This is a genomic window from Cupriavidus sp. 22TCCZM04-2, from assembly GCF_057798895.1.
On sequence record NZ_JBYOJS010000011.1, the window covers coordinates 57,856 to 70,141 of the forward strand.

Annotated in this window: 17 protein-coding genes and 1 tRNA gene; 3 read left to right on the forward strand and 15 right to left on the reverse strand. The window is 63.2% G+C overall.

All coding sequences use genetic code 11. The features are described 5' to 3' along the window. Positions 1-231: 231 nt before the first annotated feature. The 3 genes from lon to AC3FKG_RS17235 all read left to right on the forward strand — a co-directional run bounded on the left by lon (position 232) and on the right by AC3FKG_RS17235 (position 4,263). Positions 232-2,643 (forward strand): endopeptidase La, encoded by a 2,412-nt coding sequence (lon, locus tag AC3FKG_RS17225; protein ID WP_483711238.1) that lies wholly within the window; start codon positions 232-234, stop codon positions 2,641-2,643. Between the two features lie 242 nt (positions 2,644-2,885). Beyond that, positions 2,886-2,961 (forward strand) — tRNA-Val (locus AC3FKG_RS17230). A gap of 174 nt (positions 2,962-3,135) precedes the next feature. Beyond that, complete coding sequence (locus AC3FKG_RS17235) at positions 3,136-4,263, forward strand: site-specific integrase (protein ID WP_488743635.1); 1,128 nt, start codon at positions 3,136-3,138, stop codon at positions 4,261-4,263. Here the strand turns inward: AC3FKG_RS17235 and AC3FKG_RS17240 are convergent. From AC3FKG_RS17240 to AC3FKG_RS17310, 15 genes are all read right to left on the reverse strand, one after another. Then, positions 4,229-4,474 (reverse strand): helix-turn-helix domain-containing protein, encoded by a 246-nt coding sequence (locus AC3FKG_RS17240; protein ID WP_488743636.1) that lies wholly within the window; start codon positions 4,472-4,474, stop codon positions 4,229-4,231. The two genes, AC3FKG_RS17235 and AC3FKG_RS17240, sit on opposite strands and share 35 nt — an antisense overlap. After that, complete coding sequence (locus AC3FKG_RS17245) at positions 4,471-4,635, reverse strand: hypothetical protein (RefSeq protein ID WP_488743637.1); 165 nt, start codon at positions 4,633-4,635, stop codon at positions 4,471-4,473. The genes AC3FKG_RS17240 and AC3FKG_RS17245 overlap by 4 nt, the downstream gene beginning before the upstream one ends. Continuing rightward, complete coding sequence (locus AC3FKG_RS17250) at positions 4,632-4,829, reverse strand: hypothetical protein (RefSeq protein WP_488743638.1); 198 nt, start codon at positions 4,827-4,829, stop codon at positions 4,632-4,634. The genes AC3FKG_RS17245 and AC3FKG_RS17250 overlap by 4 nt, the downstream gene beginning before the upstream one ends. Continuing rightward, positions 4,822-5,181, reverse strand: coding sequence for a hypothetical protein (locus AC3FKG_RS17255; protein ID WP_488743639.1), 360 nt, complete (start codon positions 5,179-5,181; stop codon positions 4,822-4,824). The genes AC3FKG_RS17250 and AC3FKG_RS17255 overlap by 8 nt, the downstream gene beginning before the upstream one ends. Beyond that, a complete protein-coding gene (locus AC3FKG_RS17260) occupies positions 5,178-5,432 on the reverse strand; it encodes a DUF7220 family protein (protein WP_488743640.1) in 255 nt (84 codons plus the stop codon). Before AC3FKG_RS17260 ends, AC3FKG_RS17255 begins: the two co-directional genes overlap by 4 nt. Continuing rightward, positions 5,429-6,115: a dATP/dGTP diphosphohydrolase domain-containing protein gene (locus tag AC3FKG_RS17265; RefSeq protein WP_488743641.1), complete on the reverse strand. Its 687-nt coding sequence runs from the start codon at positions 6,113-6,115 to the stop codon at positions 5,429-5,431. The genes AC3FKG_RS17260 and AC3FKG_RS17265 overlap by 4 nt, the downstream gene beginning before the upstream one ends. Before the next feature lie 62 nt (positions 6,116-6,177). Further along, positions 6,178-7,608, reverse strand: coding sequence for an SNF2-related protein (locus AC3FKG_RS17270; protein ID WP_488743642.1), 1,431 nt, complete (start codon positions 7,606-7,608; stop codon positions 6,178-6,180). A 2-nt stretch (positions 7,609-7,610) separates the two neighbouring features. Then, on the reverse strand, positions 7,611-7,766 hold the full coding sequence (locus AC3FKG_RS17275) for a hypothetical protein (RefSeq protein ID WP_488743643.1): 156 nt from the start codon (positions 7,764-7,766) through the stop codon (positions 7,611-7,613). Beyond that, on the reverse strand, positions 7,763-8,083 hold the full coding sequence (locus tag AC3FKG_RS17280) for a VRR-NUC domain-containing protein (RefSeq protein ID WP_488743644.1): 321 nt from the start codon (positions 8,081-8,083) through the stop codon (positions 7,763-7,765). Before AC3FKG_RS17280 ends, AC3FKG_RS17275 begins: the two co-directional genes overlap by 4 nt. Continuing rightward, on the reverse strand, positions 8,076-8,639 hold the full coding sequence (locus AC3FKG_RS17285) for a 3'-5' exonuclease (RefSeq protein ID WP_488743645.1): 564 nt from the start codon (positions 8,637-8,639) through the stop codon (positions 8,076-8,078). The genes AC3FKG_RS17280 and AC3FKG_RS17285 overlap by 8 nt, the downstream gene beginning before the upstream one ends. Before the next feature lie 28 nt (positions 8,640-8,667). Continuing rightward, a complete protein-coding gene (locus tag AC3FKG_RS17290) occupies positions 8,668-10,758 on the reverse strand; it encodes a DNA polymerase family A protein (RefSeq protein ID WP_488743646.1) in 2,091 nt (696 codons plus the stop codon). A 119-nt stretch (positions 10,759-10,877) separates the two neighbouring features. Next, on the reverse strand, positions 10,878-11,168 hold the full coding sequence (locus tag AC3FKG_RS17295) for a hypothetical protein (protein ID WP_488743647.1): 291 nt from the start codon (positions 11,166-11,168) through the stop codon (positions 10,878-10,880). A gap of 12 nt (positions 11,169-11,180) precedes the next feature. Further along, the gene (locus tag AC3FKG_RS17300) at positions 11,181-11,747 is read right to left on the reverse strand and encodes a hypothetical protein (RefSeq protein WP_488743648.1); all 567 of its coding nucleotides are present in this window, start codon (positions 11,745-11,747) and stop codon (positions 11,181-11,183) included. A gap of 3 nt (positions 11,748-11,750) precedes the next feature. Continuing rightward, positions 11,751-11,879 carry a hypothetical protein gene (locus AC3FKG_RS17305; protein WP_488743649.1) on the reverse strand — a complete coding sequence of 43 codons (129 nt, stop codon included), beginning with the start codon at positions 11,877-11,879 and terminating at the stop codon, positions 11,751-11,753. Positions 11,880-11,917: 38 nt separating this feature from the next. Then, complete coding sequence (locus AC3FKG_RS17310) at positions 11,918-12,214, reverse strand: hypothetical protein (protein ID WP_488743650.1); 297 nt, start codon at positions 12,212-12,214, stop codon at positions 11,918-11,920. Between the last annotated feature and the right edge of the window lie 72 nt (positions 12,215-12,286).

Here is a 12,286-nt window from a genome sequence, read left to right on the forward strand (position 1 = left end):
GTCAGGAGCCCACGACAGCCAGCCAGCAAGGCCGTTCGCGTAGAAGCGAGCGGCTTTTTTTGTTTATTTCAACCGACGAAGAGGAGGAAACGCGGGTATGCTGTTCCAGATGGGCCTGCAAGTGCAGGATGCGGCATCAGCCTGTCAATCCGAATCGGTTTCGTCAGCGGTATCTTGTAATCGATTTGGGCGGCCCAATTTACGCCTTAAATGACTGACTTGGGGAAAATGATGTCCGGAACACAACTCCTCCCGGCCGAGCCGATTCGCCTCCCATTGTTGCCGCTGCGCGACGTGGTGGTGTTTCCGCACATGGTGATCCCGTTGTTCGTGGGACGCCCGAAGTCCATCAAGGCGCTTGAGACTGCGATGGAGTCGGGCAAGAGCATCATGCTCGTGGCGCAGAAGACTGCTGCCAAGGACGAACCGACCGCCGACGACCTGTATGAGGTCGGCTGCATCGCCAATATCCTGCAAATGCTGAAGCTGCCGGACGGTACCGTGAAGGTGCTGGTCGAAGGCACGCAGCGTGCAAACATCCGCGAGGTCAGCGAGGACGAGTCGCACTTCATGTGCGAAGCCGTCCCCGTACCGCCCGAGCCGGTTGAGAGCGCCGAGACCGAGGCCCTGCGCCGCGCGATCGTGTCGCAGTTCGACCAATACGTAAAGCTCAACAAGAAGATCCCGCCGGAGATCCTGACTTCGCTGTCGGGCATCGACGAGGCCGGGCGCCTGGCCGACACCATCGCCGCGCACCTGCCGATCAAGCTCGAGCAGAAGCAGAAGATCCTGGAGATGGTCAATGTGACCGAGCGCCTGGAAAGCCTGCTGTCTCAGCTCGAGGGCGAGATCGACATCCTGCAGGTGGAAAAGCGCATCCGCGGCCGCGTCAAGCGCCAGATGGAGAAGAGCCAGCGCGAGTACTACCTGAACGAGCAGGTCAAGGCGATCCAGAAGGAACTGGGCGAGGGCGAGGAAGGCGCCGACCTGGAAGAACTCGACAAGCGCATCAAGGCTGCGCGCATGCCGAAGGAAGCCAAGAAGAAGGCCGATGCCGAATTCAAGAAGCTCAAGCTGATGTCGCCGATGTCGGCGGAAGCCACCGTCGTGCGCAACTACATCGACACGCTGGTGAACCTGCCGTGGCGCAAGAAGAGCAAGGTCAACAACGACCTGGCCAACGCCGAACGCGTGCTCGACGAAGACCACTATGGTCTCGAGAAGGTCAAGGAACGGATCCTCGAGTATCTTGCCGTGCAACAGCGCGTGGACAAGGTCAAGGCGCCGATCCTGTGCCTGGTCGGGCCTCCGGGCGTGGGCAAGACCTCGCTCGGCCAGTCGGTGGCGCGCGCCACGAACCGCAAGTTCGTGCGCATGGCACTCGGTGGCGTGCGCGACGAGGCCGAGATCCGCGGCCACCGCCGTACCTACATCGGTTCGATGCCGGGCAAGATCCTGCAGAGCCTGTCGAAGGTCGGCGTGCGCAATCCGCTCTTCCTGCTCGACGAGATCGACAAGATGGGCCAGGATTTCCGCGGCGATCCGTCGTCGGCGCTGCTCGAGGTGCTGGATCCGGAACAGAACCACACGTTCCAGGACCACTACATCGAAGTCGACTTCGATCTGTCCGACGTGATGTTCGTAGCGACGTCGAACTCGCTGAACATCCCGCCGCCGCTGCTCGACCGTATGGAAGTGATCCGCCTGTCGGGATACACCGAGGAAGAGAAGCTCAACATCGCCACGCGCTACCTGCTGCCGAAGCAGATCAAGAACAACGGTCTGAAGGCTGGCGAGATCGAGGTGACCGATGCGGCGATCCGCGACATCATCCGCTATTACACGCGGGAAGCCGGTGTCCGTTCACTCGAGCGCGAGGTGTCCAAGATCGCCCGCAAGGCGGTCAAGCTGCTGCTGCTGAAGAAGGAGTCGGGCACGATCAAGGTCGATTCGGACAACCTCGACAAGTTCCTGGGCGTGCGCAAGTACGACTTCGGCCTGGCCGGCAAGGAAAACCAGGTTGGTCAGGTGACCGGTCTGGCATGGACGGAAGTGGGCGGCGATCTGCTGACCATCGAAGCCGCGATCATGCCGGGCAAGGGCAACATCACCCGCACCGGTTCGCTGGGCGATGTGATGAAGGAATCGGTCGAGGCCGCACGTTCGGTGGTGCGTTCGCGGGCGCGTCGCCTGGGCATTGCGGATGAGATGTTCGAGAAGCGCGACATCCACATCCACGTGCCAGAAGGCGCCACGCCCAAGGACGGTCCGTCGGCTGGCGGCGCCATGACGACCGCGCTGGTGTCGGTGCTGACCGGCATTCCGGTGCGTGCCGATGTGGCGATGACGGGCGAGATCACGCTGCGAGGCGAGGTGCTGCCGATCGGTGGCCTCAAGGAAAAGCTGCTGGCTGCCCACCGCGGTGGTATCAAGCTGGTGCTGATCCCCGAGGAAAACGTCAAGGACCTCGCAGAGATTCCTGACAACGTGAAGAACGCCATCGAGATCGTGCCGGTTCGCTGGATCGACAAGGTGCTGGAGCTCGCACTCGAGCGCAAGCCCGAGCCGCTGGCCGAGGAAGATGCCAAGCCGGCGGACGTGTCGGACAAGGCAACGGCCAAGGTCGAGATGATCCACCACTGATCCGGTTGCTGCACAGCGGACGAAACGCCGCGGAGTCACATCCGCGGCGTTTTTCTTTATTCCGGGCAGGCCGTATTCTTGTATTTGCGCTTCAAAAGATTATTGCCATCAGTGCTTGGCAAATCGAAAACTCTCGTATTACAATCGCGGCCTCGCAACGCAAACAGCGGCAGCCAAGCAGTACCTGTCGAGTCGTGCGAAGCGAGATTCCCTGCAGGCGGCCCAGCCTGCGATGGTTCAGTGGGTGCTTAGCTCAGTTGGTAGAGCGGCGCCCTTACAAGGCGTAGGTCGGGGGTTCGAGCCCCTCAGCACCCACCACTTCACCATCAACAAAATCAAGGACTTAGAGCGATCTAAGTCCTTTTTTGTTGCCCATCCTACCCGCGACAATCGCAGTCTGTCGCAGTCTCTACCAGCCAAAAACGGTCGTCTACCTGCTGTACTATCTCTGTGCAGGGCGTAGAATGGAGAAACCGATGCGGAGGGCTCCAAATGGCCGGCAAAAAGCAGTTCCCGAACGGGACGTGGCAGTACACCTTCAAGCGCGCGGGCGTGCTGGACAAGCCCCTGTATCTGACGTTTGCCACCGAAAAAGAAGGCGACGAGTACGCTGAACGGCTGGAGCTGCTGCTGGAGCGCGGCATCGTGCCGTCAGAGCACCGGCCGGTGTCCCGCATCGTCCGACTCGACCAGCTCGTGTCTGAGTACGAGCGAGAGGCCCACCCGAGCCCCAAGGATCAGGGGGCGCTGAACGCGGCGCTGAAGCGTTGGGGCGACACGCCGCTACCCAAGATCGACGCCGGATGGGTCGACGGCATCATCGCGGAGATGAAGCGTTTCGAAAAGCTTGCCCCGGCCTCGATCCGAGCACGCATCGGCGCGCTGGCACGAGCTACCGACTGGGGCATGCGCAAAGGGCACCTGACGATGCCAGATCATCCGTTCCGCACGCTGCCGGACGGATATGCCCAGTACAGCAAGGCGGACACCGTAGCGGCCGGCGTGAAGCGCCAGGACATCGAGCGTGACCGCCGCCTGGAGCCGGGCGAGTACGAACGCATCCTAGCGGTCATAGACGGCGGTGTGCTGGCCCGCAAGCAGCGCCCGCTGACTATCCAGTACCCGAAGGCCCATCGTGCGCTGTTCATCCTCGCGGTGGAGTCGGGCATGCGTATGTCGGAGATGTACACGCTGCAGGAAGACCAGATCGACCTGGCGAAGCGCACGGTGTTCCTGGAGAAGACGAAGAACGGCGACAAGCGGCAGGTGCCTCTGTCCAGCGTGGCGCTGGCGCTTCTGCGCGAGTACCTGGCCGAGCGGGAGATCCCGGCCGAGCATCCGGCGGATCTGGTGTTCCCGTGGTGGAATGGGGATCAGTCCCCGAAGGTGCGCGCGGCCACGTCAGACTATCTATCGAAGCGGTTCGATGACATCTTTGGGCAGGCTAGGTGCGCCGGCCTGAAATTCCATGACCTGCGGCACGAGGCGGTGAGCCGGCTCTTTGAGAAGACAACCCTCTCAGAGAGCCAGATCATGAAGATCAGCGGCCACAAGAGCCACCGTATGATGATGCGGTACGCGAACCTTAGAGGCTCCGACTTGGCGGCTGCGCTTTGGTAGCCTTGCGGCGCTGTGCAGTCAGCCGCTCGGCTGTCTGCGAGATGATCAGCTTTTCGGCATAGGCCAGCACGTCGCGGGTCAGCATCACCCACGACCGCCCGATCTTGCCGGCCGGGAACGCCCCCTGGTTGATCAGCTCTTTGACCGTCTCCGGGTGGACGCGCAGGATCTCGGCCGCACCCGTGACGCCTACGGTGGTGGCGGTGTTCATGCGGCAAGCCTTTCGATGTTGCGCTCCACCGCGGTCGCATCCATTCCGCAATGGACCATGAGTCGGAGCAGCAGTTGCATCCACCGGTCCCCATTTCGGTCGCGTTCCGCCAGGGCTTCACGGGCCATTGAACGCAGTTCGCCTCGATGATATTTGCTCATCCCCGCAACCTCTGTTCACGTTCCCACTCGTCCCGGCATGACACGTCGCACCAGCGCAGGCCGGCGGCGACCGGCTCAGAGCAGTAGTGGCAGTGGCCGCAGGCGATCGGGCCGGTCGGGCGCCTGTTCGCCGCCAGCAGGCGCTTTTCCTCGCGCTCCATGTGCTCTTGGGCAAGGTCAGCTACGTCAGGCATGGTTCATGGCCTCCAGGTGTGCGATGCGTTCCAATCGGTTGTTGACGCTATTGGTGTTCGTGTTCTCGACGGTGAGCCCGGCCAGGTGCAGCAGCGCGACGACGGCGCGGCCGACGCTGGTCAATCCCTTGAAGCCGTCGAACTTGCCGATCACGTCCGAGTTCCAGGCCACGAGGCCGCGGGCTTCTAGCTCGCGGATAACCGCCATCGAGTGCATGTTCAGCGCGTGAAACTTGGCGTTGTCGCCGACGGTCGGGTACCGGTCGGCGCGCAGCAGGGCATTGCAGTGCGCTTTCGAGAGCGTGAGGTTGAAGAAGCCCGTGCAGGCTTCGGTGAACTGTTTGACGCTCATGCGCGCTCTCCAGAGATTGCGGCCAGGCGCTGCGCGGCAGCGTGCAGGCGAGCGTTGAAATGGCGCCGGATCACGTATGACCTGGCGATGCTGATGGCGGTGTAGATGAGCCCCATCAGCAGGTTCTCGGACAGCGTGATGTGGAGCCCGAACAGCGGGAAGATCAGCAGGTTCGCTGCGTAGTTGATCCAGAAGCCGATCAGCACGTTGATGACTGCTTCGTACAGCGAACCGAGGCGGGTCTGCGTCATGACCTCACCTCGGTGTCGGCGATGGTGTAGTGGCGCGGGTCGCGGTCGGCGTAGCGAGCCCGGATCTTCACCATGATGGATTCCAGCTCGGCATACAGCTCGGTCAGGTCGCGGCTCGGGGGCCGGTCGTCGACGAGGGTGCCGTCCAGTTCGCCTTCGATCAGGATGTTCAAGCATGCCTGCGCGTTAGCCAGGTGCGGGGTTCCGTCCACCGGGTCGTACTTCTCCCCCTCCCACCAGCGGTCGACGTGGCGGTGCAGGGCGGACACATAGACCGACGCCCTGGCGCCGCACGCGCGATAGTTCCAGGCGCCGTACTTCACGTTGCCGAGGAAGTGGGCGATGGCCTGGTAAGCCTTCACGACGCCCGAGACGAGGTGCAGCGGCACCTTCATCGCTCCGATACCATCCTTCGGGTTCGTCGGCTTGCTGTCGGGCGGCTGGCCGCAGCCGCGGCAGTCCTTCGGGTCGGTGTCCGGACACCAGCAGAGCGGGGGCACGGCGTCCAAACGCCGATAGGCCATGATGTCGTTCTCGGCTTTGAAGTCGTGATGCCAGTGGAGTTGACCAGCGGTTGTCCCGGCCACAAGCGACATGTTGGGGTCGCGAAACTTCACGTCGACCGGCATATCCATCGGCACCGGGCAGTCCCCACCTTGCCACTCAATCCATTCGTTTTGCATACCACCCTCGCGTTGTTTGCTTAGCGAGTAATTTAGCACTTGCGAAGTAACTTTAGCAAGTGCTATCCGCGCCGGCGCATCGCATCCTTCAGCGACTGCTGGACGCTGGCCTTCGATTTGATGCGCGGGATCGCGCTGTCCTGCTCCACGGTGTCGCGCGCAACGATGCGGTAGCGGTACACCTCGCGCTTGTAGCCGGACTGCGCCTGGCGGGTCGGGCCGACGCGCTCGATGATCTGCTCGTCGTGCTCCAGGTTGAAGTCGGTACCGAAGTCGACCAGCGTGCGGCAGTTGTCCTGCAGGCTGAGCCCGTGGCCGGCACTGGCGGCGTGCGTGACCAGCATCGGCAGCCGGCCACGCTGGAAGTCCTCGACGGTGCGCGGGTCGTTGTCCAGGAACTTCGCCCGCGGGAACGCCTTCAGGATGCGCGCCATGTCTGAGCGGTACGTGTAGCGGACCAGCAGCGGTTCACCGTTCGTTTCCTCGACGATGGACTTCAGCGCGTCGATCTTCGCGTCGTGTGTCTCCACCCAGTTCTTCTGATCGTCGACGTACACGGCGCCGTGCGCGAGCTGCATGCACTTCCCGAGCTTGCCGCTGGAGTTGAACGCCTGGATGTCGTAGTTCACGAGCCCCTCGCGGATCTCGGCGAACAGGTCTTTCTCCATCTGGTCGTACGCCTTGCGCGCCTTCGGGGGCAGGTCGACCATGATGTGGCGCTCGATGGGCTCTTTGATGTCGAACCAGTCTTTCGCCTCGATGGTGATACACACGTCGCGGATGCGCTGCTCGATCTCGGCTTTCGCGTGCGCGAGCGGTTCGAGCTGGCTATAGCCGTCCGCGCCGGGCCGGCTGCGGAACCACCGTTCCTCGAATGCCGTGAAGCTGCGGCCGAGCCGCGCACCGCCATCGACGAACCACATCTGGCCCCACAAGTCGTGCAAGCCATTCGGGGCAGGGGAGCCGGTCAGGTTGTACCAGCGGCGCACGTACTTGTGGGCCACCTGGCTGAGCGCCTTCGCGCGGGTCGAGCCTTGCCCGCGGGTGAACTCTTTCCCCTTCGAGCTGGTCTGCAGCGAGATCCGCAACCCCTTCAGGCGCGTCGCCTCGTCGGCGAACACTACGTCAAACGGCCAGCGGTCGCCGTACCCTTGGATCAACCATTCGACGTTCTCGTAGTTGATGCAGAGGATGTCCGGCTTCGCCATGATGGCGCGCTTGCGCTGCTCGGGCGTGCCGATGGCGGCGCCGATTGTCAGGTGGCCGAACGACTCGGCCCACTTGTCGATCTCGCCCGGCCATGTCGACTGTGCCACGCGCTTCGGGGCGAGAACCAGGGCGCGCTTCGCCTCACCGAACAGGCGCAGTCCGTCGAAAATCTCGATGCTGGCTGTCGTTTTTCCAGTGCCCATGCTTGCGAAGATGTTGGCACGCTCGCGCTCGACGGCGAAGTCATAGATCAGCTTTTGATAGGCGCGGGGGGTGAACTTCATAGCTATGAGTTGTTCTGGACACCGATGCTGCGATTGCGGTAGGTAAAGACCAACTGGTCGCCTTGAATACGGACCTTGACCAAATGCCGGTCGTGGAAGCGGAGGCCAAAGAAGCGCAGAGCCTCCTTCATTTCTTCATACAGATCGTCGGCAGTCATTTCTTCGTCCGCTGGTCGATGACGTTCACCTTGAACCCCATGCCGCGCAGGTAATCGTGCTCGCGCTGCTGACTCGGCGTCGGTACCTCGCCAGGCTTTTTCAACTCGGTGAACTGGACGTACTTGGCGACGATCTCGCGGTGCTCGGGTGGGATCTCGTACAGGTCCAGGCGGTCAGGTACGCTGCGGCGCGCTGGCGACGTGAACTTGTAGCTGTGCCCGCCGTCGGCTTTGACGCCAGCGATGTGATCCTTTTCAACGTCGGCCTCGCGCACTTTCTTCGCGCGCTTCACGGGCATGCGGAAGTCGTCAGCCATTCGCCACCGCCTTCGGAGCCGTGCGTGCGCGGACGCTCTCGCGGATCTTGATCAGGTGCTGCGCTTGAGCCAGCGCGTCGTCGACAGCGTTGTGCTTCTCGCCGACAAACTCGTCCGCTTGGACGCTCGGGTACAGGGCGCGCAGAGTGCGCACGCAGCGGTCGTTCCAGAAGCTCCACGGCTGTTTGATGTCGCACGCATGGTAGGCGTGGGCCAGCGTGGCGTTGTCGAACGATGGGCCATTGCCCCACATGCGTACCTCTTTCTGCGGACCGCACGAGGCGACGAAATCGGCGAAGTCCGTCAGCGCGTGCTTCAGAGCGTAGGTGCTCTGCGTGATCGCGCGCTGAGCTTCCTTCGACTGGCTGAGCCACCACGCGACCGTGCCCGGGTCCATCTTGCAACCCTGGCGCACGGCGTCGGCCAGGTTCACTGCGCGGAAAAACGTGTTGCCGATTTTCCCGGCGGACAGGTCGAATTCGACGGCGCCGATGCCGACGATCGCGCTGTCAGGTGCGGTGCCCATCGACTCCAAGTCGAGCATGATGTCCAGCATTCTGTTCTCCGATGAGGGTGTGTATTGGTCAGTCTTTCTTGTAGCGGTAGGACTCGAAGCCGGCGGCGGCGAGGGGCAGGCCGACGTTCCAGTCGCGCTGGCGGGCAAGGATCTCGGCGAGCCCGTCGTAGTTGAACTCGGGGGTGTCCGGTGCTTCGCAGATCAGTTCATCGTGAACACTCAGGATCGGCAGGTAGCCGGCTGATTCGGACTCCGGCATCGACGGGGCGAGCTGGTCGCGGGCGAGTGTCTGGCAGCAGTTGCCCGTGATCTTTCCGCCGTGCGTATGCACACGAATCCAACGGCGGGTAGTGGAGCCGGCATCCGCAGCGTCCCCCATGTAGGTGATCGTGCGGTTGATGATCCGCGGGTCGAAGTACGTCAGGTAGCGACCGCTCGGCAATTTGATGACCAGCCACCGCTGGCCTTTGTGGTCGAGCCCTTTGACCTTCAGGTACTTGCCTGCGGGGAACATTGCGCCCCAGTGCATGATCGCTTTCTCGCAGGCGTCCTGGAGCGCGTACCACAGCTTGACGGTGGCGGGGTGTCGCGCACGCCAGGCGAGTTTGCACGTCTCACTGGCGATCCACTCCAGTGCGTCGATCTCCAGGTCTGCCAGTTGCTCGCGGCCCCACTTTTCGAGGTTCTGTTTCGCTTGGGCGATGTGTCCCGGCGCGATCATCTGCTGGATGGTCCCCCAGTGGTCCGCCATCCGCACGCCGTAGGCGTGGGCGAAAGTCTGGAAGCCCGCGACGCCGCCGCGGTATCCGCACGCGAGATCCGGCACCTTGCCGAACACGTTGCGGTTCTTCTTTTCGACTTTCCACGGGTCGCCGCCGATGATGCTCACAGCCGTGATGTTGTAGAGATCGGGGCCTGTACCGGCATCGTATTCGCGGAACGCCTTCAGTTTCCACTGCTCGTCAGCCAGCCAGGCGAGCTTGCGCCCCTCGATGTTCGACAGGTCGGCGACGATCAGCTTTTTGCCTTTCGGTGCGACCACGGTACCGCGCAGGGCGGCGGCGCCGTAGAGCATCAGGTCGTCGAAGAACAAGTCATGCACGCCGGCCTTCAGCGCCTCGATGTACGTCTCGATCATCTCAGCCGGGGGCAAGCCGCGACTCGGTAGGTTCTGGAACTGCGGGCCTCGTCCAGCCCATCGGCGCGTGCGGCCGGCGCCGGCGAACTGAGCTGCGCCGCGGAAGCGCCCATCGCGCGAGATCGCCGGGTCCAGGGCGGCGTACTTTGCCGTGCTGGTCTTATTCGCGGCGATCGACAGTTGCATCAGCTCGCGGCACTCCGGCGCCAGCTTGTCGGTTTTCAGATACTGCTGGAACGTGTCGCTGCGGGTGTTGTCCAGGTTCAGGTGGAACTCGTCGTTAAGGAACTCCAGAAACCGAGCGCGCAGCGATGGGCGATCCACCGCCCCGCGGGTCAGCTCGCGGAAGCGACGACCGATGCGTTCCTTCTCCTGCACGGCGGCGCGTGCGCCCGCCTGGGTCAGCTCGCGGTCGACGTGGAAGCCGCGATCGTTGATCCGCTGGTCGCAGTGCCACTCGGCGATTGCGCTCGCATTCCAGTTCCACGTCGGCATGCGCCTGGCGCTCTCGCGCATTGCCTCAATATCGTTCGCGGCGTATAGCTTGAAACGTTCCCACTCGACAGGGTGCGTGAGGCGAGTGGCGCGCTGGATCTTGCGGTTCGTGGGCTGCGGTTTGGTGAACAGATGCACCAGCTTCGTCCCCTCCGACAGCTTCTGTTTGTCCTCCGGCACGTTGAGCACCTGGCACAGTTCGCTCAGTCCGGCCGGCAGGGCGTGTGACAGCGCCTGGGCCATCGTGCAACGCCAGCGTTCGAGCGGCGGGTACCACTCAGGCATCTGCAACCGGATGTTCGTGCGGTCGAACTGTGCGTTATGGGCAGTCACCTCGTCGGCGTGCTTCAGCGCATACTGCAGCTCGACCGGCAGGCACGGGTCTTCGGTCAGGTCGGCGACCTGGGCCGGCTCGTCGCCGATGCCATAGGCGAACAGAAGGATCTCGGACGACTCGGCGTACTTGTACGTGCCGACAGAGATGTCCGTCTCATTGAAGGTTTCCAGGTCAAGCCACAGTTTCATTGCGTTCGATCCTTTTTGCGGAAGGTTGCCCGCTGGCAACCCTCTGAAAAAAGCCCCGCGGCGATGCGCGGGGGGGGGGAAGTGGCGCGGGCTCCCTCGATACCCGTGCCAGGAGACACTTACTTGTTCCGGTCGGTGCGCCACACGCGCACTTCCGGGTCAATGCGGCGACCGTGCTCATCTACTTCGCGGAACGCGCAGGTGAACTTGCGTTTCAGCCCGGTGCGGCGCGTCCAGGCGCTCGCTGCGTTGCGCAGGCGGGCCACAGTCTTCTCGGCGTCGGCGGGGTGGCAGGGCACCGCAAACGAATGGTTCGTGGCGAGCTGGTTGAACGGGTACTTCGGCGGACGGCCGGCGTTAAACGAGGCTTTCTGCGGCAGAGGGACGTGGGTGTCGATGGCAATGGTCATGGTGTTCTCGTATCAACGACGCGAGCTGTATGCGCCGGGGCGGGACGTGTAGGACGGGGCGCTGTACGACCGGGAGGGCGTGAGCGACGAGCTGCTGGCCGAGCGCGACGACGAGAATCCGTTGTATGTGACAGTCGGCTTCGGAGCCGGCGGCGATCCGTACTGCGGCACTTTGGCGACTGCAGGAGCAGCGGGCGCGGCCGGCGCAGGGGTTGGGGCCGCAGGCTTCACTTCAGGCGCTGCAGCGGCCTGTTTCGCAGGCTCTGCGAGCTTGCGCGGCTCGACACGATAGAAGTGGTGGCGCTCGACCACCTGCGGCGCCGGTGCGTAGGCTGGCTGACGCGAGTTGCTGGAGCCGAGCAGGTATCCCGCCAGGCCACCGAGCAGCATGTCCTGCGTGCTGTTGTCGTGCTGCGCCGGTGCGCTCTGCTGGACGATGATCGGAGCGGCTGCAGCACCGGATGCGGCGGCTTGCGGAACGACCACTGACTGCGGCGGCGTGGGAGTCGGGTTGTGATCGCTGCATGCGGCCAGCAGAAGCCCGGCGGCGAGCGAGAATGCGAGAATGATTTTCTTCATGGCTCAGACGATGGTGGTGCGCGCCTGGCTCACGACCGGGGCGCAGGTTTTGGGCTTCTCATCGGCGATCACCGAAACGATGATGTCGACGGCGAAGATGACAATGAACAGGACGGTGATCGCGTTGCGCATGGTGGCGGGGGAGGGAACCGAAGCCCCCTCGCGCTCAGTTACTCGGCGGTGCGCGTGGCGTGGCCGACGCTGCAATTGATGTTGACGCCGCTGATCGCACACGTTTCCTGGTTGCTCCAATCCAGAAGCGACAGGGAACCGGACACGGAGATCACAACATCCTTGGTGTCGTCATCGGTCAGCAGCGCGAGCGAGTTGTCGACATTCGCCACTGCGGCGTCGCGGTCGCGCTTGTGGCTAGGCTGGTGCTTGACGACTTCCTCGTCGAACTTCTTTACGACGGCTGCGCGGGCTTCGGACTTGGTGGCAGCACGGGCGCTGAATGAATAGCTCATGGTTTTCTCTCGTTGAGGTGTAGGGTGGGGGCGGCGTAGCTCAGCGAGCCCGGCTGTCGGTGGTTCCTGCGG